This is a genomic window from Palleronia sp. LCG004, from assembly GCF_032931615.1.
Taxonomy (GTDB): domain Bacteria; phylum Pseudomonadota; class Alphaproteobacteria; order Rhodobacterales; family Rhodobacteraceae; genus Palleronia.
Genome location: NZ_CP136759.1, coordinates 253,945 through 276,767, shown reverse-complemented (window position 1 = coordinate 276,767; position 22,823 = coordinate 253,945). Strand labels below are relative to the sequence as shown.

The following is a 22,823-nucleotide window of genomic DNA, read 5'->3' as shown; positions in this document are numbered from 1 at the left end:
GCCCCTCCCGGTATCGCGAGTGCCATGCGCAGCTTCCGCGACATTACAGATATCCCCGAGGAAGCTCGCGGCACGAGTGCCGCGATGGGCAATTTCGATGGCGTCCATCTCGGCCATCAGGCGGTGATCGACATCGCACGCAGGCACGGCGCACCACTCTCCGTCGTGACGTTCGAGCCTCATCCGCGCGAGGTCTTCGCACCCGACGCACCGCCCTTTCGACTGATGAACCGGGAAGCCCGTGCCCACAGGCTCGACAAGCTCGGCGTCACCCATCTCTTCGAGATCCCGTTCGACAGGACGCTGACGCGTCTGTCGCCCGAGGAATTTGCCGGCGATATCCTCAGGGACGCTCTCGGCCTTTCGCATGTGGTGACGGGGGCAGATTTCCGCTTTGGACGCGATCGCGCGGGCGATGCCGGGACGCTGCGCGCCCTCGGAGAACGCTTCGGGTTCGACGTCACGATCGCCCGGTTGAGAAAAAGCGACGGCGTCGAGGTCTCGAGCACCCGCATCCGCGACGCGCTGAGCGAGGGCGATCCACGGCTCGCCGCGCAGCTTCTGGGGCACCTTCACAGGATCGAGGGACCGGTGCTGCATGGCGACAGACGGGGCCGCGATCTGGGGTATCCCACGGCCAATATGGGCCTCGACGGTCTGCACCTGCCGAAGCTTGGCGTCTATGCCGTTACGGTGGACGTGGCGGCAGGCCCGCACGAAGGGACCTATCCGGGGGTGGCCTCTCTCGGCGTGCGTCCGATGTTCGGCGAAAACCTCCCTAATCTCGAGACGCATCTCTTCGATTTCGCCGGGGACCTCTACGGCACGCATCTGTCCGTGGGGCTGGTCGAGTATCTGCGCGGCGAGGAGAAGTTCGACAGCCTCGACGCGTTGATCCGTCAGATGGACATCGACAGCGCGCAGGCACGGGAGATCCTCTCGTGAGCGATCCGATCGAGCGCAGTGTCGGCCGGCCGCGATTCTGGGAGCGCTATCCGCTCGAGGAACTGTCGAGCGCGGAATGGGAGGCGCTCTGCGACGGTTGCGGCAAGTGTTGTCTCAACAAGCTCGAGGACGAGGAGACGGGCGAGGTCGAGCTGACGCGCGTGGCGTGCCGTCTCTTCGACGACGGGACCTGCCGTTGCGCGCATTACGAGATCCGCAAGCAATTCGTGCCCGAATGCGTGGTCCTGACGCCGAAGACGCTGCCGGATGCAGCCTACTGGATGCCCAGAACCTGCGCCTATCGCCTGCTCCACGAGGGCAAGCCGCTCTATCCCTGGCACCCCCTTCTTACCGGCGACCCCCAGAGCGTGCACGATGCGGGCGTCTCTGCGCAGGGCCTGACCGTGCCCGAATTCGAGGTCGACGAGGAGGATTGGGAGGATCACATCATCGAGGAACCGACCTGATGCACTTTGCTTCCGACAATTCCGGACCGGCCCATCCCAAGGTCATGCGCGCCCTGATCGACGCGAACGAGGGCTACGCGATGCCCTACGGCAAAGACCCGGCCACGGACGCGGTCGTGGCACGGATCCGCGACGTCTTCGAGGCACCGGAGGCGGCGGTCTACCTCGTCGGGACGGGGTCCTCGTGCAACGCGCTCGCTCTCGCGACGCTCTGCGAGCCGTGGGAGACGATCTTCTGCTCCGACGTGGCGCATGTGCAGGAAGACGAATGCGGTGCGCCTGAATTCTTCACCGGCGGCGCGAAACTGACGCTCGTCGATGCGCCCGACGGCCTCATGGACCCCGAGAGCCTTCGGGCGAGGGTCGCGGCCACCGCGCAGGGCGTCGTGCATGGCGTGCAGCGCGGTCCACTCACGCTGACCACGGTCAGCGAGCGGGGAACAGTCTACGGCCTCGATCATCTTCGCAGTCTGACGGGGATCGCGAAGGATGCCGGTCTTCCCGTACATCTCGACGGAGCGCGGATCGCGAACGCACTGGTTGGCCTCGACGTCTCGCCGGCGGATCTGACCTGGCGCTCGGGCATCGATGCGGTGAGCTTCGGTGGCACCAAGAACGGGCTTCTCGGCGTCGAGGCGGCGATATTCTTCGATCCGAAACACGCCTGGGAATTCGAACTCAGGCGCAAGCGCGGCGGGCATCTCTTTTCGAAGCACCGTTATCTCAGCGCCCAGATGGAAGCCTATCTGCGCGACGATCTCTGGCTGGAGATGGCGCGGTCGGCCAACAAATCCGCCGCGCGGCTTGCGCAGGGACTTCGCGAGAACAATGACGCGCGCCTTCTGCATGAGCCGCAGGCGAACATGGTCTATTGCGAATTTCCGCGTGCTGCGCATCTGCGGGCGCGCGATGCGGGGGCGCAATTCTATTCGATGGGCAACCTGGACGGCCCCGATGACGCGATGGTACCCGCGCGGCTCGTCTGCGACTGGTCGGCGAGTGACGACAATACCGAACGATTCCTCGACCTCATCGGGTAAAATCCGTCAGGATCGGCCGAGATGCCAGTCGAGCTGATCGAGCCGGTCCTGCCCCCAGAACCTTTCGTCATCTTCGGTGACGTAGAAAGGCGCACCGAAGACACCGGCGGCGAAGGCCTCCTCGAGATTGCGCGAATAGATTTCGGCACCGGTCAGCAGACCGCTATCGGCGAGGCCCGGATCGAACCCCGCCCCATCGAGGCAGACACGGATCACCGCGTCGTCCGCGACATTCTGTTCCTCGGCCCAGCAGGCCCGGGCGAGCGCATGGGCGAGCTTTCCGACATCGCCCCCTCCCGCCAGTTGTGCGGCGATGATCGCATAGGAGGCCGGGGCCGGATTCGTGGGCCAGAACATCGGCCGGACATTCAGCGGAAGATCCAGATAGGCAGCCGTCCGCGCGAGATCCTGCTCACGGTAGGCCTGCCGGTTCGGATGCCGATCCTTCGGGGGCAGACCACCGGTCCGTGCGAAAAGTCCGGCGACGTCGAACGGTTTATACGCGATCGAAACCCCGTGCGCCTGGGCAATACGCTCGAGCCGCATGGCCGACAGGTAGGTGTAGGGTGAGACCGGCGAGAAGTAGTAGTCGATTTGCGCCAAAGTAATGCCCGTTCAACTGTCTGTGTTCCCCCGATCCTAGACGCGTGCTAGGCGGTGTCAAACGTCGCGAATCCGAGCGGCGCAGCGGATCCGAGGACCTCGTTCAATGCCAAACTCACTCGAGCCGAAGCTGATCTCCGGCAATGCAAACCGGACTCTGGCGAAGGCGATCTCGCGTCGCATGTCGATGCATCGGGGCCTCAATATCGGTCTGGTGGATGCACGGGTCGAACGGTTCAACGATGCCGAGATCTTCGTCGAGGTCTACGAGAACGTGCGCGGCGAGGACATGTTCATCATCCAGCCGACGTCAAATCCGGCAAACGACAACCTGATGGAACTGCTTATCATGGCCGATGCGCTGCGACGTTCGTCGGCCGCGCGGATCACGGCCGTCATTCCCTATTTCGGGTATGCACGGCAGGATCGGCGAACCAAGGCTCGCACGCCGATCACCTCGAAACTCGTCGCCAACATGATCGTCGAATCGGGCATCGAACGTGTTCTGACGCTCGACCTTCACGCCGCGCAGATCCAGGGATTCTTCGATATTCCCGTCGATAACCTCTATGCGTCGCCTGTCTTCGCTCTCGACATCCGCAACATGTTCCGCGACCAGCTCAACGATCTGATGGTGGTCTCGCCCGATGTCGGTGGTGTGGCCCGCGCGCGCGAACTGGCCAAGCGGATCAACGCACCGCTTTCGATCGTCGACAAGCGCCGCGAGAAGGCCGGTGAAGTGGCCGAGATGACGGTGATCGGCGACGTGACGGACAAGACCTGCATCATCGTCGACGACATCGTCGACACCGCCGGCACGCTCTGCAAGGCGGCCGAGACGCTGATCTCGCAAGGCGCGAAAGAGGTGCACGCCTACATCACCCACGGCGTGTTGTCGGGACCGGCCGTGGACAGGGTCGAGAATTCGGTGATGAAATCGCTCGTCATCTCGGACAGCATCGAGGCGACGGATGCCGTACGCCAGTCGCAGAGCATCCGCATCGTTCCGACCGCCCCGATGCTCGCACAGGCGATCCTCAACATCTGGCACGGCACGTCGGTAAGCTCGCTCTTCGATCCCGAGACGCTCGGGCCGATCTACGAAGGGCTCTATTCCGGGACGTGACGGTGGGATCCGCCCCGCCCCGGGCTCCGGCGGACCGACATGCGTATTTCAGAAAGCAAAGAGGGGCGACTGTGCCGCCCTTCAACTGGATGGTTGCGGCGGCAGGACGAGGAAGGCCCGAAAATCGTTCACGTTGGTAAGGGTCGGGCCGGTTTCGATCTGATCGCCCAGCGCTCTGAAGAACGTATGTGCATCGTTGCGTTCGAGTGCTGCAACGGGATCGACGCCCAAGTCAGCCGCACGCGAGAGCGTTTCGGGACCGACATAGGCTCCGGCGATCTCGGCCGCGCCATCGACGCCGTCGGTGTCGCAGGCGACGGCATGTATCCTCGGATGACCGTCGAGCGCCAAGGCGGCGGCCAGCGCGAATTCGGCATTCGGTCCGCCCGTCCCATCGCCGCGCCGCGTCACCGTGCATTCGCCCCCGGACAGCAGCAGAACGGGTGCATCACCTGCCCCAAGGCTTTCAGCGATCTCGATCGCCTCGGCCGCTTGATCGCGGGCAAGGTCTCGTGCCTCCCCTTCCAACGCGTCGCCCAGGATCCGGACATCGATTTCGCGGTCGCGCGCCGCGGCGGCGGCAGCGTCGAGCGATTGGCGCGGGGCCGCGACGATGATGGTCTCGGCATGCGACAGCAGCGGGTCGACCGCCCGAAGCGGCCCTTCCGCCTCACGGATGATTTCGAGGATACGTTCCGGCAGCTCGATGCCATATCGGGAGACGAGCTCGGCCACCGGCTCCCATTCCCGCTCTCCGTCGCCCGTCGTGGGCCCCGAGGCGATTTCGGCAGGATCGTCGCCGGGGACGTCGGAGATGACGAGGCTCAGGATTCTCGCGGGAGCCGCGGCAGCAGCCAGACGGCCTCCCTTGACGGCGCTCGCATGCTTGCGGATGCGGTTCATTACAGAGATCGGCGCGCCTGACGACAGGAGCGCGCGGTTGAGCACCTGCTTGTCGTCGAGCGTCAGACCGTCGATCGGCGCGCAAAGCAGTGCGGATCCTCCGCCAGAGATCAAGGCGACCACAAGATCCCCTTCATCGAGGTCGGAGAGCAGGTCCAGAAGCCGCAGGGTCACCTCCTGTCCCGCAGCGTCGGGCACCGGATGCGCGGCCTCGACGATCTCGATCTTCTCGCAGGGCCGGCCGTAGCCATAGCGCGTGACCACGAGGCCGTCGCATGGTCCGTAATATGCCTCCGCCGCCTCGGCCATCCGTGCACTGGCCTTGCCCGCACCGATCACGATCAGGCGTCCGTCGGGACGTGGCGGCAGATGAGCCGGGACGACCTCCATTGGATCGGCACGGGCGACCGCCGTCTTGAAGAGATCCGTCAGAAAGGTCTTCGGGTCGTCGATCATGTCTGGTCCGGTTCGCAAGCATCTTTCGAGGCGAACATGACGGCTTCGTGCCCCGTCGACAACATCAAGCGACAGCATGGTCGGTGGGATAATAAGCAGCAGACCGGAACCGTGGGGTTCGGCACACCATTGCAGTTAGACCGACGAACGTATGCGAGGGATCAGGGTGAAGGAATACGCGGAGACCCCGGTCTGGGGTGCACGGAAACAACGCGACACCGACGACTGGTCATTCGGCCTATGGGCACCGGACGCAGATGAGATCACGCTCCACCTCGACGGTCGCCAGCAGGTGATGGCGAAGTCAGGCGGATGGCACGTCGCCACCGCGGCGGCGGAACAGGGGATACTCTACGGGTTCGAGCGTGACGGTCAGGTTTTCCCGGATCCCGCGTCGCACTGGCAGGATGGCGGCGTTCATGCGCTTTCGAAGCTTCTCGACCCGGCAACGTTGAGCCAGCCCGCCGGGTGGCGGGGACGCGACTGGCGCAGCGCGGTGATCATGGAGCTTCACGTCGGCACGTTCACCCGGGACGGAACGCTGAAGGCAGCCGCGCGCCGGATGGCGGAGATCGCGGCGATGGGCTTTACCGGGATCGAACTCATGCCGCTCGGGCAATTTGCGGGCAACCGGGGCTGGGGTTACGATGTGGTCCTGCCCTATGCCGTGCATCCTGCCTACGGCACACCACACGATCTGGCGGATTTCGTGCGCATCGCCCAGACGCACGGTCTCATGGTGATCGTCGATGCGGTCTACAACCATTTCGGCCCGGAAGGTTGCGTCCAGAAGCAGCTCTGCCCCGCCTTTTTCGACGAGACCCGCGAAACGCCCTGGGGGGGAGCGATCGACTTCGACCGGCCCGAGGTTCGGCAGTTCTTTCTGGACAATGCGACGATGTGGCTGCGGGATTACGGGGTCGACGGGCTGAGGCTCGACGCCGTCCATCAGATCGGCCTTCCGGGAGACACGGCATTCCTGCGCACCCTCGCGGATCATGTCGATAAGCTCGACCTCGGACGGCCAGTGCACCTGGTGCCGGAGGATGAGCGCAACCTTGCGGATTACGTGATCGACGCGCCGAACATGCGTGCCCAGTGGAACGACGACTACCACCACGCGGTGCACACGCTTCTGACGGGGGAGAGCTTTTCCTACTATGCGCCCTTTGCCGTCGATCCGTTCGGCGACCTCGTGACCGCGATGCGGGACGGTCAGGTCGATCAGGGGCAGGAGCGTCCGGGTCAGCACGAACCGCGTGGCGAACCCTCGAACCATCTGCCTCCCGAATGTTTCGTCAACTCCAACCAGACGCATGATCAGATCGGCAATCGCGCGCGTGGCGACAGGCTCATCTCGCTCACGGGGCCGGGTCAGGTCCGCATCGTCCACGCGCTCTTGGCGCTCGCCCCGTTCATCCCGATGTTCTTCATGGGCGAGGAAGAGGGGAGCCGGGCACCGTTCCAGTTCTTCACGGATTTCGACGGCGATCTTGCCCGCGCGGTCAGCGAGGGACGCAAATCCGAGTTTCCCGATTTCGCGAACGAGGACGTCCCCGATCCGAACGAGAAATCGACCTTCGTCAATTCCCGGCCCTATGATGCTCTGGAAGATGATGCCGCCGAATGGCGCGAGCTGACGACACATCTCCTCAACCTGCGCCATGAGCATGTCGTACCGCTGCTCATCAGCGGCTGGAAGAGCGAGCAGGTCGAGCGTCTTTCAGGAAGGTCTATGTCGGCACGGTGGATCTTCGAGGATGGGGCGCTCGAGATCATCTTCACGATGGAAGGACCGCCCGGCTCGCTCGGTCGAGACACGCGGGAGATCTATTACATGACAGACGACAGTGGAGCGGGCATCCGCGTTGGAGTTTCCGAAGGATGATCCATACTGCAAGCTATCGCATCCAGCTGCGCGAGGGCGTCGATTTCGACACGATCGTCTCGCGGCTCGATCATATCGCGGGACTGGGCGTCAGCCATCTCTACCTCGCGCCGATCCTGACCGCCGCGCCGGGATCGACCCACGGATACGATGTGACCGATCCCACCACCATCGACGAAAGCCTTGGTGGTCGGGAAGGGTTCGAGCGCCTGAACGCCGAGGCGAAGGCACGCGGGCTCGCCATCATCCTCGACATCGTGCCGAACCACATGGCCTTCGGGCTCGACACCCCGTGGCTCGTCGACGTGCTGCGCCATGGCGAGAAAAGCGAACACGCCCGAACCTTCGACATCGACTGGCAGGCCGGACCGCTTGCCCTGCCATGGCTCACCGATCCTCTGCCGGTGCTGGCCGAAAGGGGTGAGGTTTCGGTCGAGGATGACGCGCTTGTCGTGGGCGATCTGCGCATTCCGCTCGCCCCCGGCAGTGCGATGGGGAACGGCACGCTCGACGAGACGGCGGCGACAGCGCTGCACGAGGCTCAATCCTGGCGGCTTCTTCCGTGGCAGATGGAGCGCGACAGCATCACCCATCGCCGCTTCTTTTCGGTCACCGGTCTCGTCGGCGTCAGGATCGAGGATCCCGAGATTTTCGAGCGGACCCATGCCACCGTCCTCGATCTGGCGCGGTCGGACCTGATCCAGGGGCTCCGCGTCGATCATGTCGACGGACTCGTCGATCCGGGCGGTTATCTGCGCCGGCTGCGCGAGGCACTTCCCGAAAGCGTTCCCGTCTGGATCGAGAAGATTCTGGTCGATGGCGAAGCCTTGCGCGACTGGCCCATCGCCGGTTCGACCGGGTATGACGCCGCCACGATCATCGCGCGCCTTCTGACCGAGCCTGCCGGCATGGAGCGGATCGACACGCTCTGGCGCGAGGCGTCCGGGATCGAAGGAGATTTCCACCCCTTCGTGGAGGAAGCCAAACGCGAGATCCTGACCGACGAACTTGCCGCGGAACTCCGGCAGCTCATCGGCCTCGCCGAACGGGCGGCGGAGGAGGACGGCTTCATGGCTGGCCCCGAAATGCTGCGCGAGGCGCTGACCGAGCTTCTGACCGCCTTCCCGCAATACAGATCCTATATCGGCGATACCGGCGCAGATATCGATCGCGCCCTGTGGGAGGACAGCGCTGTCCGCGCGGCAGAGCATGTCCGGTCCGCCGACGTGATCGACTGGATCGTCGCGCGCATTCTCGCGAGCGATACGAACGCGTCGCGCGCGCTCGCCGTCAGGATCGAGCAGGTGACCGGAGCCCTCATTGCCAAGGCGCACGAGGATACCGCCGGTTTCAGGTTCAACCGATATCTTGCCGCGAACGAGGTCGGTGCCGAGCCCGGACATCCCCTGCCCCGTGCAGGCGAGGTGCAATCGTTCCTCGATGAGAGGATGGCGCGGTTTCCACACGCCCTGAACCTCGGGTCGAGCCACGATACAAAGCGTTCCGAGGACGCGCGCGCGCGGATCGCCGCGATGACCCACGCGCCCTACGCGGTGGCAGAGCTCTGGGAAAGGGCGCTTGCCGGCGATGAGCAACTCGAACCGAACCGGCTTTTCTATGCCTTCCAGGTCGCGCTCGCGCTCTGGGACGAGCCCGAGGCACATGACCGCGTGGCCGACCATCTGGTCAAGGCTTTGCGAGAGGGCAAGGAGGTCAGTTATTGGACCGCGCCCGACGAGGAGCGCGAGGCGCGGATGCAGGACTGGGTCAGACGCCTGCTTGCGGATTGGGACGCGCGGAGGCCCGATGGGCTCGAACGCCTCGTCCGGATCGGAGCGGCACTGAGCCTGCGCGAGCTCGCCCTGCGCTGCACCCTGCCCGGCATGCCCGATATCTATCAGGGCGGCGAGGGCATGCTGTTGCAACTGACCGACCCGGACAACCGCCGTGCACCCGACTGGGACATGCTCGCCTCCCTTCCCCGTGGGGACGATCCGTCGAGCGAGAAGTTCCGCCTGTTGACCACGCTGCTCGAGCTCAGGAACACGCATCCCGATCTCTTCTCCAATGGTGAGGCGCTTTGGGATGACGAGACGCGCCGCTTGACCCGTCGGCATGGCGATACGGTACTGACAGTCACGCTGGGGAATGCCGACGGAACTGGCAATACCGTCTGGGAAGGCGGTTCGGACGAGATCCGGACGGTTATCAGACTCAAGACACCGGCATGAGTTCGACTGATCTCAGATCAGAACGCTTCGTCATCGAAGGGCGCGTCGATCACGCGACCTTCCCTGACTGGATCGACCGACACGCCCGCAAGCTGGGTATTTTCTGCGGACCGATCGAGGCTCAAGGCAACACCGTGACATTCTCGGCCGAGGGCGCACCCGACATGCTCGACGCGATGGAGATGGGATGCAGCCTCGGCCCCATCACGGTCGACGTTCGGCGCATCGACCGACGGATTCTCACCGAGTGACGACCGAAGTCGCTGGGCCAAGCTGATAAAGCGGGCGAAAGCATTCAGTTTTTGCACATCTCTTAGGCATTTTTGCCGCCAAATGCGTCGACAAGACGACATTTCCTGTTCCGCCCGCCGCCAGATGCGCTAGGGATCGTGCCCGACCGGATCGGAAGGCCGTCCATTGACCAGCGATATAGACATCTCTCTCTGGCAGCCTGCGGCATTGTCTCAGGACCTGCCCCCCGCCACCGTGATCCCCACGCGATGCGGCGCGCACGAGATCGCCCTCTGGCGTAGCGCATCGGGCCGGATTGCTGCCTGGCAGGACCGCTGCCCGCATCGCGGCATGCGACTGTCCCACGGTTTCGTTCGCGGGGAAATGCTGAGCTGCATCTATCACGGATGGCGCTACGACGGCTCCGGAACCTGCCGCAAGATCCCCGCCCATCCCGGCCTCGAGCCGCCCACATCCATTGCGGTGCCGACCTTTTCGGTGGCCGAACGCGATGGCGTGGTCTGGATCGCAGCCGACCCATCCGCCCCCGAACCGCCCGCCCTGCCCGGAGATCTGCACCCCCTGCGGTCGCTTCCGGTCGAGCGTCCCGCCGGAGATCTCGGCGAGGGGTGGCCTGTCGCCTTGGGCGAGGGCCTTTTTGCCTTGATCCAACCGATCGACGCGGGAACGTCGATGGTCCATGCGCTTGTCTCGCCCGATACCGATGCCCGCGCGGCGAGCCGTCGCCTCGAGCAACTGCGCCGCACCTTCGAGGCGGAGGCCGCTGCATGAAAGATCAATGGTACCCGGTCGCGATGCTTGCGGATCTCGGCCCCGCCCCACGAAACACGATCCTGATGGAGACGCCCGTCCGCGTCTGGCGCGACGCCGACGGAACCGTCCGCGCCGAGGCCGAGGACGGTCGCGACTTGCCTGTGACGGAGGCCTACCATCATCTCTGGATCTCGCTCGGCACGCCGAACCGGCCGATCTTCGACATTCCCGAAGCACGCCAGCCCGGTCGCCGCTTCGTCCCCTGCGGTCGCGTGCGCGTCGCCTGCTCGCCCCTGCGCGCGGTCGAGAACTTCCTCGACATCGCGCATTTTCCATTTGTCCATACCGACATCCTCGGTTCCGAGCCGCATACCGAGGTTGCCCGCTACAAGGCCGAGGTCCGCGAGGAAGAAGACGAAGTCTGGGCAACCAAGGTCGAGTTCTATCAGCCACAGGCCGCGAAATCGGCAAGCGGCGGGACCACCACGGAATACATGTACCGCGTGCCCGCGCCGACCTCCTCGGTGCTTTACAAGACCTGTCCGCCGCGTCCCGGCGAATGGGACGTGATCGCGATCTTCGTGCAGCCCGTGACCGAGACGACCTGCGACGTCTGGCCATGGATGGCGCTTTTCGACGACGTATCGCCGCAGGCCGATCTCGTCGCTTTCCAGCAGATGATTTTCGTTCAGGACCGCTCGATCCTCGAGAATCAAGTGCCCGCGCTCCTGCCGCTCGATCCCGGGCTGGAGATCCCGACACGTGCAGACATGACCTCGGTCGCGTACCGGCGCTGGCTCAAGTCGCATGGCTACATCTACGGCGCGCAGTTGGTGGCGGCATGATCCTGTACGACTGGGTCCTTTCGCCGAATTGCTACAAGGTCCGGCTGATGGCGGCGCTCTGCGGTGAGCGGCTGAGCCTGCATGCCGTCGATCTCTATCCCGGGCGGGAGCATCTTTCCGAACCCTGCATCGGGCTCAATCCCGCGGGCACGTTGCCGATCCTGCAGGATGGCGATCTGGTCCTGACCGAAAGCGCCGCGATCCTGACCTATCTCGCCCGGCGCTCGGGCGGCTGGCTCGCCGAGGGGCCGGCCGATGCCGCGCATCTGCAGAACTGGCTTTCCTTCGCGGAACGGCTGAACGCGACCGCGGGCCTTGCGCGGTCCATCGACATGCTCGGCGTTCCGGGATCGCTCGCGACCGCGCAGACCGGCGGTCGCGCCTGCCTCAGGCAACTCGAGGCGGCATTGTCGGAACGACGGATGGAGGGTGCGACATTCCTGGTGGGTGACGGGCCGACGATCGCCGATATCGCCTGTTTCCCGCATGTGATGCTCGCCCCCGATGGCGGGATTACCCTCGCACCCTACCCGTCGATCAGGCTCTGGACCCGCGCCGTCCGCGCCCTCCCGGGCTTCGTCGAAATGCCCGGGATCCATCGCCTGCACGAGCTTTTGCCCGAGCCCGAGATGGAAACCGCCATCGAATGAGCGTCCTGTTCCGAAATTGCGCCGCGATCGTCACCGATGCCGACGCCGTTCCGCAGCGCGACCTCGATCTACTGACGAGCGGCAACCGCATCGAGGCGATCGGCCCGAACCTCGAGGTTCCGCAGGGCACGCGCGTGATCGACGCGCGCGACCTGTTCCTCTATCCCGGCCTCGTCAACACGCATCACCATTTCTTCCAGTCCTTCGTCCGCAACCGGGTAGATCTCGACTGGACCCGACTGAGCCTGATCGAGTGGCTCGACACGATCTATCCGATCTTCGCACGCCTCGACGAGGCATGCTTCTATCATTCCTCGGTCGTGACCATGGCCGAATTGATCAAGCACGGCTGCACCACGGCATTCGACCACCAATACGCATTTCCCGACCATGCCGGCAAAAACCTGATCGACCGCCAGATCGAGGCAGCGAGGTTGATGGGCATGCGCTTCGTCGCGGGCCGCGGCGGCAATACCCTTCCGAAATCCGAGGGCAGCACGATCCCCGACGCCCTGTGCGAGACGACGGACGAGTTCATAGCCGATTGCGCACGGCTCATCTCCTCCTATCACGACCCCGACCCCTTCGCGATGGTTCAGATCGCGATCGCGCCCTGTCAGCCTGTCAACTGCCGACGCGAGACCTTCGAAAGCTCGGTGACGCTTGCCCGCGAAACGGGCGCGCGGCTCCATACCCATGCCGGCGAGGGCGAAAGCGATGCCATCCTGACGCGTCATGGCATGCGAACGATCGACTATCTGGAGAGCCTCGATTTTCTCGGCCGCGAGACATGGCTCGCGCATTGCTGGGAACTGACACGGGACGAGATCGCGAAGCTTGCCGCGAGCGGAACCGGCGTCTCGCACTGTCCCGAGCCAGTCTATCTCGTCGGGGCGGAGATCACCGACATCCCGGCGATGGAGGCTGCCGGTATCACGATCGGCCTCGGCGCGGATGGTGCGGCATCCAATGACAACTCGAACCTGATGCACTGCATCCATTCCGCCTACATGCTTCAGTCCCTTGCCGCGAAATCGCGCCGCGATCCCGTACCGCCGCCATCCGCCTTTCTGCGCTATGCGACGAGGGGTGGCGCGGATCTGCTCGCGCGGCCTGAGCTCGGCCGGATCGCGCCCGGCATGGCGGCCGATCTCTTCGCGATCGACACGTCCGGTCTCGAATATGTCGGCACGCGCCACGATCCCGTCTCGCTGCCGGCAAAGGTCGGGATCGGCAGGGCCGTGGACCTTACGATGATCGACGGCCGCATCGTCTGGGAGAACGGCGAGTTCCCCGGCCTCGATGAAGGCGCGCTCGCCCGGGCGGCCGAAACCGCGATGACCCGCGCCCTCGGCGCCTGATGACAGGAAAGAGACCATGACCCAGACCCGCCGCGCCTTTCTCGGCACCGCCTCCGCCGCCGGCCTCGCCAGTGCGCTTCCGATGAAGCTTTCCGCGCAGGAAAGCCTTCAGATGGCGCTCGTCACGCCCTCGCCCACCGCCGATGTGGGCTGGTCGCATACGCTCGTCGAGGCGGCGAGCGCGACAGCCGAAACCGTGGGCGGCGAGCTTTCGGTGCTCGAGAACATCGCCGAGGGTCCCGATGCCGACCGCATCATGCAGCGCGCGGCCGCGAACGGGGCGGGCTTCGTGATCCTCGGATCCTTCGGCTACATGAACGGCGGATTGCAATTGGCCCGCCGCTATCCCGACGTGTCGATCCTTCACGCATCGGGCTACCAGGTCGCGCAGAACTTCTCGCCCTTCGCCGCGAAATACTACCAGGGCACCTATCTCATGGGCATGGCGGCCGCCGCCCTGTCGCAGACCGGCAAGATCGGATCGGTCTCGGCCTTCGCGATCCCCGAGCTCATCACCTCGGTCAACGCCTTCACGCTCGGCGCACAGGCGATCAACCCCGACATCGAGGTGGTCGTCGTCTGGGTCAATTCCTGGTTCGACCCGGCGTCCGAGCGGGAGGCCGCCCAGGCGCTCATCAGCCAGGATTGCGACGTCCTCTTCTCGAACGCGCAGGATACGCCGTCGGTCATCTCGCTTGCCGAAGAGGAAGGCGTCTATGCGTTCAACCTCAATTCCTCGATGAAATCCTACGCGCCCGAATATTATCTCGGTGTCGTCGGCACCGATTGGGAGCCGTTCTTCACCGCGCAGGCGCAGGCGCATCTCGACGGCAGTTTTGAGGGTGCCAACCATTATCTCGGAATGTCCGACGAGGTCGTCTATGTCGATGACTGGAACCCTGCGATCCCCGATGACGTGAAGGCACAGATCGAAGAGCGCCTGTCCGAGATCGCATCCGGCACGTTCAACCCGCTTTCGGGTCCGCTCGTCGATCAGTCCGGCGAGACCCGCGTCCCAGACGGGACGACGATGACCGATGCCGAGATCCAGGGAATGGACTGGCATGTCCAAGGCGTGACGACGCCACTGCCGAACTGAGCCTGCGCATGACCGCCGAGGCACGGAGCACGGCCCCTCTTCTGAGACTCGAAGGGGTCACGAAGAGCTACGGCTCCGTCCATGCCAATCGCGGCGTGGACCTCGCGGTCATGCCACGCTCCATCCATGCGATCCTGGGCGAGAACGGCGCGGGCAAGTCGACGCTGATGAAAATGATTTACGGCATCGAGATGCCCGATGCCGGCCGCATCGAATGGCAGGGGCGGACGGTCGCGCCTGCATCGCCCGCCGAGGCACGCGCCCTGGGTATCGGCATGGTGTTCCAGCATTTCTCGCTCTTCGATACGCTGAGCGTGCTCGAGAACGTGGCGCTGGTCGTACCGGGACGCGCGCGCGATCTCGCCGCGCGGATCGGCGATCTGGGGCGGCAATACGGGCTCGACGTCGATCCGCGCGCGCATGTCCATGCGCTGTCGGTCGGCGAACGCCAGCGGGTCGAGATCCTGCGCTGCCTGATGCTCGATCCCAAGCTGCTGATCCTTGACGAACCCACGGCGGTCCTGCCGCCGCAGATGGTCGAACGGCTTTTCGCGACGCTGCGCGCATTGCGTGACCGGGGCGTGTCGATCCTCTTCATCTCGCACAAGCTCGACGAGATCCGCGCACTTTGCGACACTGCGACGATCCTCCGCGATGGGCAGGTGACGGGTCACGCAGATCCGCGACAGACCGACACGCGCAGCCTCGCCACGATGATGATCGGTCGCGAGATGCCTGCGCCGCTGCCCGTGGAGGCCGGCGTTCCCGGTGAAGCGAGGCTCGAGCTTTCGGCGCTCGACGTGTCCAGCTCGGACCCATACGCGCCTGACCTGTCGGGCATCGATCTGTCGATCCGGTCGGGCGAGATCGTCGGCATCGCCGGGATTTCCGGCAATGGCCAGGCGGACCTCGCCGCCGTCATTTCGGGCGAACGGGTATTGTCGCGCGCACGTTCGGGCGCGATCGCGATCGACGGACAGCCCGTGGGACATCTCGGAGCCGCCGCACGCCGCGCGCGGGGCCTTGCCTTCGTTCCCGAAGAACGGCTCGGTCGCGGGGCGGTACCTGATATGGCGCTCTGGCAGAATGCCATCTTGACGGCCCATGATCGCGGGCTTGCACGCGGCGGCATGGTCGACCGCGCTGCCGCGAACCGGTTCGCCGAGGATTGCATCGCGGATTTCGATGTCCGCACCCCCGGCGTCGAGGCCGAGGCCGGCGCGCTCTCGGGGGGCAACCTGCAGAAATTCGTGGTGGGCCGCGAGATCATGCTCTCGCCCCGCATCCTCTTCGTGCAACAGCCCACCTGGGGCGTCGACGTGGCGGCCGCCGCCGCCATCCGGCGACGCCTGGTCCTGATGCGCAACGCCGGCTGCGCCGTCCTCGTCATCTCGGAAGAGATCGAGGAACTGTTCGAGATCTGCGACCGGCTCCATGTGCTCAGGGACGGCAGGCTTTCGCCCTCGCTCCCCGTTGCCGAGACCAGCGCCGAGGAGATCGGTGAATGGATGATCGGTGCGCGAACGGAGGACGCCCGTGTTTGAGCTCGTCCGCCGGGACCGCGCCTCGCTTGCCATGGCATGTCTCGCACCGGTTCTGGCCCTCGGGGCGACTGCGATCGTGTCGTGGGCCCTCTTTGCCGCGCTCGGCGTGCCTGCGGGCCACGCGCTCTGGACCCTGGCGGCGAGCCCTTTCACCAATTGGTACGACTTCTCCGAAGTCCTGCTGAAGATGGGGCCGCTCCTGCTGATCGCGCAGGGCCTTGCCATCGGATTTCGTGCCCGGGTCTTCAACATCGGGGCCGAGGGGCAGTTGATCCTCGGTGCGATCTTCGCCTCGATCCTGCCGGTCATGGCCCCGGGTGCCACCTCGCCGGTCCTGTGGGTCGCGATGATGGCGATGGGCATGGCGGGGGGTGCCCTGTGGGCCGGGATCGCCGCCTTCTGGCGCACGCGGCTCAATGCGAACGAGATCCTCGTGACGCTGATGCTGTCGCTGGTCGCGGTGCAGCTGCTCAACTGGCTTTTGCTGGGGCCATGGAAGGATCCGGCCGGCTTCAATTTTCCGCAGACGGTGATGTTCCCGTTCGAGGCGCTCCTGCCAGCGCTGCTGCCGGGGACACGCGTCAATATCTCGCTTCTCTTTGCGCTTGTCGCGAGCGGCGCGGCCTATGTCCTGATGCAGAAAAGTCTTGCGGGATACAGGCTGATCGTCACGGGCACCGCGCCACGTGCGGCGGGATATGCGGGATTTTCGGCCGCGCGGGGGGTCTGGATCTCGCTCCTCGTTTCGGGTGCCGCTGCGGGGCTCGCCGGAGCCGCCGAAGTCGCTGGGCCTTTGGGCCAGCTTCAGCGCTCGGTGAGCCAAGGTTACGGCTTCGCGGCGATCATCGTCGCCTATCTGGGCGGATTGCATCCGTTGGGCATCCTCGTGTCATCCTTCGTGATGTCAGCGATCTATATCGGCGGTGACAACGCGACCGTCTTCGCCGACCTGCCCCAAGCGGCCGTGCGCGTGGTTCAGGGGCTGCTTCTGATCTTCTACCTCATCGCCGTGACGCTGGTGCGCTACAGGATCGTGCCCCTGCGCGGGTCGTCCGCATGAGTGCGCTGGCTTTCATCCTCGCGGGCACGCTCGCCGCCGCGACGCCGCTGCTTCTCGCGGCCCTGGGCGAACTCGTTGTGGAACGCTCGGGCGTTCTCAATCTCGGGGTCGAGGGGATGATGGCGCTCGGTGCGGCGATCGCCTTCATCGTGACCTATCACACCGGCGGCCACGCATGGGCCTTTCTCGCGGGGGCAGGTGCGGGCATGGCCGCGGCGCTGGTCTTCGCGATCCCCGTGCTCATGTTCCGCGCCAATCAGGTGGCGGCCGGCCTCGCGATCGGGATCCTCGCGGGCGGGCTGTCGGCGCTGTTCGGGCGACCCTACGAAAGCCTCACGGTGCGCGGCATCCCGCGGATCGAACTGCCGGTCCTTTCGGATCTTCCGGTGATCGGCCCGCTCTTCACGCAGGATGTCGTCGTATGGGCCTCGCTCACCCTCGCGGTCGTGATGGCATGGACATTCCGCGCCACCCGGCTCGGCTGGCGGATCCGGGCAGTGGGCGAAAACCCCGAGGCCGCGAGAGCAATCGGCACGCCCGTCCTTGCGGTGCGGGCGGCCTGCATCGCCTTCGGCGGCGCACTTGCCGGGCTCGGCGGGGCGTATGCCTCGACGGTCTACACGCCGCTCTGGGCCGACGGGATGATCGCCGGGCGCGGCTGGATCGCGGTCGCGCTCGTGGTGTTCGGCACGTGGCAGACCGGACGCGTCGCGATGGGCGCGATCCTCTTCGGGGCGCTTTCGATCGGCGAGCTGGTCGTGCAGGCGACGGGCGTCCCGATCCCGAGCCAGGCACTCGCGGCCCTTCCCTACCTCGCGACGATCGTCGTACTTGCCCTCATCTCGTCGAACCGGCGGCGGATGCGGCTCAATTCCGTGGCATCGCTGGGCGAACCCTTCGGGCGCTAGATCACGAGGAGAGCCTGGCCTCTTCGGGCACGTTCTCCAGCTCGTCCTCGGTATAGTCCTCCCGGCCCCAGAGCACGCCCTTGGCCCCCTCGCCCAGCCGCTCGAATATCGCGTAAAGCGCGGGAATGATGAGAATTCCGAGGAAGGTCGCGGCGATCATACCGCCCAGCGCCGCGGTACCGATGGCGTTGCGCGACGCGGCACCGGCACCGGAAGCGAAGACCAGTGGCAACATCCCGAAGACGAAGGCGAGTGCGGTCATTAACACGGCGCGGTACCGCTGCCGCGCACCGAAGATCGCCGCCTCGGTGATCGGCATTCCCTCGGCATGGCGCAGCTTGGCGAACTCCACGATCAGGATCGCGTTCTTGGCGGCAAGCCCCACCAGCATCACCATGCCGATCTGCGCATAGAGGTTTGCCGTGAACCCCGTGATGAGCAGCGTCGTCGCGGCCCCCGCCATCGCAACCATCACCGAAAGCATGACCGCCAATGGCTGAAGCCAGTTCTCGAACTGCGCGACGAGGAAGAGATAGGCGAACACGAAGGCGAAGATGAATGCGTAGATCGTGGCTCCGCCCGCCTGCTGCTGCTGATAGGACGCGCCTGAGAAGGCATAGGTATATCCGCTCGGAAGCGTCTCCTGCGCGACCTCTTCGAGTGCCGTGAGCGCATCGCCGGTCGATGCCCCCTCGGCAGGATTTCCCGAGATCGACGCCGTGGTGAAGAGATTGAAGCGCGGCAGGATGTAGGGCCCGAACTCGGTTCTGAGATCGGTCAGATCACCGATCGAGACCTCTTCGCCCGTGGCATTCTGCACGTAGAGGTCCGAGATGTCCTCGGGCGTCGAACGGAAGGGCGCATCGGCCTGCACGCGCACCTGATAGACGCGCCCCTCGTAGACGAACTGGTTGATGAAGCCCGCCCCGAGCGTCTGTCCGAGCGTGTTGTAGATGTCGGCGACGGTAAGGCCCAGTTGCGCGGCGCGATCACTGTCCACATCGACGAAGATGCGCGGCACACTGGCCGAGAACGTGGTGCGGACATTGCCGATTTCGGGACGCTGGTTCGCGGCCTGCACGAAGGAACGCGCGACCTGCGCGACTTCTTCGGGCGATTGCCCTTCGGTCGCCAGCACCTCGAAACTGACGCCACCGACGCTGCCCGTGCCGGGGATCGAGGGGGGCGGAAAGGCCGAAACCTGAACGCCCGGAATTGTCTGGAACCGGCCGTTGAGCTGACCGAGAATGGCGAAGAGGTCGCGTCGTTCGCCCCATGGCTTGAGCGTCGCGATCGCGATGCCCACCGAAGAGCGCGATCCGCCGAGAAAGCTGAAGCCGGCGACCTGGATCACCGCCTCGACACCATCGGTGTTCTGGATGATGTCGCCGATTTCCCGCATGGCTTCGGTCGTACGTTCGAGCGAGGCACCGTCCGGCAGGGACACGTCGACCAGGATGGCACCCTGATCCTCGGCGGGGACGAGCTCTCCGGGAAGGGTGGTGTATGACCAGAGCGCGAGGCCGATCGCCGCGACGAGCGCGGCAAGCGTGAGCAAACCCTTCGTCACGAAGAACTTCACAACGCGTGAATAGCCGTTCCGGGCTTTTTCGAGCCCCCAGTTAAAGGGTTTGAATATCCTGCTGCCCTGCCCGTGGGGTTGCAGCAGCCATCCGCAAAGCGCCGGGGTCAGCGTCAGCGCCACCACCGAGGACAGAACGACGGAGATCGAAAGCGTCAGCCCGAACTGCCGGTAAAGCTGACCGGAAAGGCCGGGCAGCAGCGTCGTCGGAACGAAAACGGCCAAAAGCACGAGCGTGGTCGAAATGATCGGCCCCGTGATCTCGCCCATGGCATGGATGACGGCCTCACGTCCGGTCTTGTCGGTTTCTTCCATTACGCGGCGGGCGTTCTCGACCACGAGGATCGCATCGTCGACCACGAGGCCGATGGCGAGAATGAGTGCCAGGAGGGTGATCACGTTGATGGAAAATCCGACGGCCAGCAGGAAGGCAAAGGTTCCAATCAGCGAGACGGGAATTGCGATCAGCGGAATGATCGTGGAGCGGATACCCTGAAGGAAGACATAGACCACGAGGACGATGATCCCCGCGGTGATGAGCAGTGTCTTCACGATCTCCTCGATGGTGACGCGGACGTAATCGGTGCTGTCGTAGATGATCTCGTAGCTGAGCCCCTCGGGAAAGGTCGGCGCGATCCGCTCGAGCTCGGATCGGACCTGCCCCATGACGTTGAGCCCGTTCGCACCCGGAGCCTGGTTGAGCTGGATCGAAAGGCTCGGCTGATCGCCGAGAAACGAGTTCGTCGAATAATCCTCCGCGCCGAGCTCCACCCGCGCCACGTCCCTGAGCCTCACGAGACCGCCATTCCCGCCCGAACGGATGACGATGTCCTCGAATTCCTCGACCTCGGACAGCCGGCCCCTGGAAGTCACGGTATAGACGAGGGACTGACCCTCGACAGCGGGCGAGCCGCCGACCTGGCCCAGCGCCGCGGCGAGGTTCTGACCGCGCACCGCTTCGGAGATGTCGTCCGGCGACAGGTCGAGCGCCGTCATCTTGCCGGGATCGGTCCAGATCCTCAGCGCGTAGTTCGCGGGGCCGAGCACCTGTGCGTTGCCGACCCCGTTGATGCGCTGCAGACTGGTCGTAACGTTGGTCGAGACGTAGTTGGCAGCCTCGATGATCGAGACGTCGCTGTCGTCATCCACCACGAATGCGACCGCGGCGAGGAAGTTCGGCGATTGCGTCGTGACCGTCACGCCCTGATCGACCACGGATGTCGGAAGCTGCGAGGTCGCGAGTTGCACCCGGTTCGAGACGTTCACCTGCGCGATGTCGGGATCGGTCCCGATCTCGAAGGTGATCGACAGTGAATAGGTGCCCTGGTTCGAAGACGATGACGACATGTAGATCATGCCGTCGACCCCGTTGATCGCGCGCTCCAGCGGTGCGCCGACCGTTTCGGCCAGAACCGTGCTGTCTGCCCCGGGATAGGATGCCGATACCTGCACCGTTGGCGGGGAGATGTTGGGATATTGCGTGATCGGCAGGGCGAACATCGCCAGAAGTCCCGCGATGACGAGGACGAGCGAAATGACGGCCGAAAGACGCGGACGCTCGATGAAGGTCTTCGAGATCATTGACCGGATGCCCCGGGAAGACCGGAATTGTCACTAGATTGCCTTGGGTCGACCTTTGCCCCCTCCTCGAGCGCCATCGTTCCGCGCACGATCACCCGCTCTCCACCATCGAGCCCGCGCGTCACTGCGACCTGGCCCGGAACGTCGACCGACGTCACCTCGACCGGGATCTGCGTCGCCGTGTCGTCATCCCGGACGACCCAGACCGAGCGGCCCTCGCGGGCGAGCAGGACCGCCGATTGGGGAATGACCGGCATTCGCGGTGGATCGGCCTCGGTCACGACCAGCGTGACGTTCTGGTTGGGCAAGAGGATGCCCGATGGATTGCTGAACTCGACCCGCACGTCGACCGTCCCGGTCTGCGGATCGACGCTGTTGCCGACGAAGGACAATTCGCCCTCGTCGGCGTAACTGGATCCGTCGGGCAACAGGAGGAGGAGGTCGTAATCCTCGGGATCGGCCCCTTCTTCCGACATGTCGTTCGCGACATCGAGATCGCCGTCGGGTCGCGGGGGATCGACCTCCACCGCGCCGTCTCCGCCCGGTGAGGCTTCGCCTCCGGCCGATGCCCCTTCCTCGCCCGACGCGGCGATCGGGGCGAGGTCCGTCCCGCCGATACCCAGCTGTTGCCATTCGATGAGACGGTTCTCGCCCAGGGCGAAGACGCCCCAGACCGGATCCATCTGGGTGAGCTCGGCAATGGCGTTGCTGCTCGCGCTCACGTAATTTCCCTGGGTCTGATAAGGCTCGGACATGCGGCCCGAAATGGGTGCCGTGATCGACGTATAATCGAGGTCGAGTTCGGCCTGGCGAACGGCCGCCTCTGCTTGCAGGACCGTCCCGCGGGCCGTCTCGAACGCGGCGACGGCATCGTCGAGTTGCGATTGCGAGACCGTTCCGCTCTCCCGCAGTTCCTCGGCACGGGCCAGCGCCCGCTCGGCCGTGGTGAACTGGGCCCGGGCGCTTTCCTCCTGCGCGCGCGCGGATTGCAGCGCCGCGTCGTACTGGGCCGTCTCGATCTGGAACAGCAGATCACCCTCCTCGACCTGCTGGCCGCCGCGAAAGGCGACCTCGTCTATGAAACCCGGAACGCGGGCACGCACGTCGACCCGCTCGATCGGCTGGATACGACCCAGAAAGCGGAAGGTCTCGGCCACCGACTGTACCTCCGCCACGGAATAGACGACTGCTGGGGGTCCCTGCTCCTGTTGCTGGTCGTCGCCCTCTCCGCTTTCGATGCCGAAAAGTCCTGCAAGGAAACCCGGCACCGGCACTTCGCCGAGCAGCGGCAGATCGATCACCGGGGCATCGCCGCCCTCGGATCCGCCTTGGGATCCCTGACCGCCCTGCTGCTCCTGACCATCGCCATCGCCGCCCGAACCATCTTCCTGTGCAAATACGGGCGTGCCGATCAGCAGCACGGCAAGAACTGCAGGCGAGAGAGCATTCGATGGTTTCACTGAGCGGCCTTCCGGTTGAGCTTTGCGCTAGATAACGCGCGACCGGAGGATGTAAATTGACCTGCCGCC

Annotated in this window: 19 protein-coding genes; 15 read left to right on the top strand and 4 right to left on the bottom strand. The window is 65.0% G+C overall.

The window, feature by feature from the left end:
- Nucleotides 1–24: 24 nt before the first annotated feature.
- The 3 genes from RVY76_RS01260 to RVY76_RS01250 are packed head-to-tail and all read left to right on the top strand — an operon-like array spanning nucleotide 25 to nucleotide 2,452.
- Complete coding sequence (locus RVY76_RS01260; protein WP_317375269.1) at nucleotides 25–945, top strand: bifunctional riboflavin kinase/FAD synthetase; 921 nt, start codon at nucleotides 25–27, stop codon at nucleotides 943–945.
- Nucleotides 942–1,412, top strand: a complete 471-nt coding sequence (locus RVY76_RS01255; protein WP_317375267.1) for a YcgN family cysteine cluster protein — start codon at nucleotides 942–944, stop codon at nucleotides 1,410–1,412. Before RVY76_RS01260 ends, RVY76_RS01255 begins: the two co-directional genes overlap by 4 nt.
- Nucleotides 1,412–2,452: a low specificity L-threonine aldolase gene (locus RVY76_RS01250; RefSeq protein ID WP_317375266.1), complete on the top strand. Its 1,041-nt coding sequence runs from the start codon at nucleotides 1,412–1,414 to the stop codon at nucleotides 2,450–2,452. The genes RVY76_RS01255 and RVY76_RS01250 overlap by 1 nt, the downstream gene beginning before the upstream one ends.
- A gap of 6 nt (nucleotides 2,453–2,458) precedes the next feature.
- Here RVY76_RS01250 and RVY76_RS01245 read toward each other — a convergent pair whose 3' ends face one another.
- Nucleotides 2,459–3,055 carry a 2-hydroxychromene-2-carboxylate isomerase gene (locus RVY76_RS01245; protein WP_317375264.1) on the bottom strand — a complete coding sequence of 199 codons (597 nt, stop codon included), beginning with the start codon at nucleotides 3,053–3,055 and terminating at the stop codon, nucleotides 2,459–2,461.
- A 106-nt stretch (nucleotides 3,056–3,161) separates the two neighbouring features.
- Between RVY76_RS01245 and RVY76_RS01240 the strand changes: the two genes are divergently transcribed.
- A complete protein-coding gene (locus RVY76_RS01240; RefSeq protein WP_317375263.1) occupies nucleotides 3,162–4,181 on the top strand; it encodes a ribose-phosphate pyrophosphokinase in 1,020 nt (339 codons plus the stop codon).
- Between the two features lie 81 nt (nucleotides 4,182–4,262).
- Here the strand turns inward: RVY76_RS01240 and RVY76_RS01235 are convergent, their stop codons facing one another.
- Nucleotides 4,263–5,540 (bottom strand): glycerate kinase, encoded by a 1,278-nt coding sequence (locus RVY76_RS01235; RefSeq protein WP_317375262.1) that lies wholly within the window; start codon nucleotides 5,538–5,540, stop codon nucleotides 4,263–4,265.
- Between the two features lie 166 nt (nucleotides 5,541–5,706).
- On the opposite strand from RVY76_RS01235, the gene treZ reads away from it, so the two are divergent.
- From treZ to RVY76_RS01180, 11 genes are all read left to right on the top strand, one after another.
- The gene (gene treZ, locus RVY76_RS01230; protein WP_317375260.1) at nucleotides 5,707–7,428 is read left to right on the top strand and encodes a malto-oligosyltrehalose trehalohydrolase; all 1,722 of its coding nucleotides are present in this window, start codon (nucleotides 5,707–5,709) and stop codon (nucleotides 7,426–7,428) included.
- On the top strand, nucleotides 7,425–9,659 hold the full coding sequence (treY, locus tag RVY76_RS01225; RefSeq protein ID WP_317375258.1) for a malto-oligosyltrehalose synthase: 2,235 nt from the start codon (nucleotides 7,425–7,427) through the stop codon (nucleotides 9,657–9,659). Before treZ ends, treY begins: the two co-directional genes overlap by 4 nt.
- On the top strand, nucleotides 9,656–9,910 hold the full coding sequence (locus RVY76_RS01220) for an acylphosphatase (RefSeq protein ID WP_317375256.1): 255 nt from the start codon (nucleotides 9,656–9,658) through the stop codon (nucleotides 9,908–9,910). Before treY ends, RVY76_RS01220 begins: the two co-directional genes overlap by 4 nt.
- A gap of 166 nt (nucleotides 9,911–10,076) precedes the next feature.
- Nucleotides 10,077–10,682, top strand: coding sequence for a Rieske (2Fe-2S) protein (locus RVY76_RS01215; protein ID WP_317375255.1), 606 nt, complete (start codon nucleotides 10,077–10,079; stop codon nucleotides 10,680–10,682).
- Nucleotides 10,679–11,509, top strand: a complete 831-nt coding sequence (locus RVY76_RS01210; protein ID WP_317375254.1) for an aromatic ring-hydroxylating dioxygenase subunit alpha — start codon at nucleotides 10,679–10,681, stop codon at nucleotides 11,507–11,509. Before RVY76_RS01215 ends, RVY76_RS01210 begins: the two co-directional genes overlap by 4 nt.
- Nucleotides 11,506–12,159 carry a glutathione S-transferase family protein gene (locus tag RVY76_RS01205; RefSeq protein WP_317375253.1) on the top strand — a complete coding sequence of 218 codons (654 nt, stop codon included), beginning with the start codon at nucleotides 11,506–11,508 and terminating at the stop codon, nucleotides 12,157–12,159. The genes RVY76_RS01210 and RVY76_RS01205 overlap by 4 nt, the downstream gene beginning before the upstream one ends.
- Entirely contained in the window at nucleotides 12,156–13,520 is a 1,365-nt protein-coding gene (locus RVY76_RS01200) for an amidohydrolase (protein WP_317375251.1), read from the top strand. Before RVY76_RS01205 ends, RVY76_RS01200 begins: the two co-directional genes overlap by 4 nt.
- A gap of 16 nt (nucleotides 13,521–13,536) precedes the next feature.
- Complete coding sequence (locus RVY76_RS01195) at nucleotides 13,537–14,619, top strand: BMP family ABC transporter substrate-binding protein (protein ID WP_317375250.1); 1,083 nt, start codon at nucleotides 13,537–13,539, stop codon at nucleotides 14,617–14,619.
- 8 nt (nucleotides 14,620–14,627) lie between these two features.
- Nucleotides 14,628–16,163: an ABC transporter ATP-binding protein gene (locus tag RVY76_RS01190; RefSeq protein WP_317375249.1), complete on the top strand. Its 1,536-nt coding sequence runs from the start codon at nucleotides 14,628–14,630 to the stop codon at nucleotides 16,161–16,163.
- The gene (locus RVY76_RS01185; RefSeq protein ID WP_317375247.1) at nucleotides 16,156–17,223 is read left to right on the top strand and encodes an ABC transporter permease; all 1,068 of its coding nucleotides are present in this window, start codon (nucleotides 16,156–16,158) and stop codon (nucleotides 17,221–17,223) included. The genes RVY76_RS01190 and RVY76_RS01185 overlap by 8 nt, the downstream gene beginning before the upstream one ends.
- Nucleotides 17,220–18,131 (top strand): ABC transporter permease, encoded by a 912-nt coding sequence (locus tag RVY76_RS01180; RefSeq protein ID WP_317375245.1) that lies wholly within the window; start codon nucleotides 17,220–17,222, stop codon nucleotides 18,129–18,131. The genes RVY76_RS01185 and RVY76_RS01180 overlap by 4 nt, the downstream gene beginning before the upstream one ends.
- Nucleotide 18,132: 1 nt before the next feature.
- Here RVY76_RS01180 and RVY76_RS01175 read toward each other — a convergent pair whose 3' ends face one another.
- Together RVY76_RS01175 and RVY76_RS01170 are read right to left on the bottom strand one after the other, a co-directional pair.
- The gene (locus tag RVY76_RS01175; protein ID WP_317375244.1) at nucleotides 18,133–21,294 is read right to left on the bottom strand and encodes an efflux RND transporter permease subunit; all 3,162 of its coding nucleotides are present in this window, start codon (nucleotides 21,292–21,294) and stop codon (nucleotides 18,133–18,135) included.
- The gene (locus tag RVY76_RS01170) at nucleotides 21,291–22,754 is read right to left on the bottom strand and encodes an efflux RND transporter periplasmic adaptor subunit (protein ID WP_317375242.1); all 1,464 of its coding nucleotides are present in this window, start codon (nucleotides 22,752–22,754) and stop codon (nucleotides 21,291–21,293) included. Before RVY76_RS01170 ends, RVY76_RS01175 begins: the two co-directional genes overlap by 4 nt.
- Between the last annotated feature and the right edge of the window lie 69 nt (nucleotides 22,755–22,823).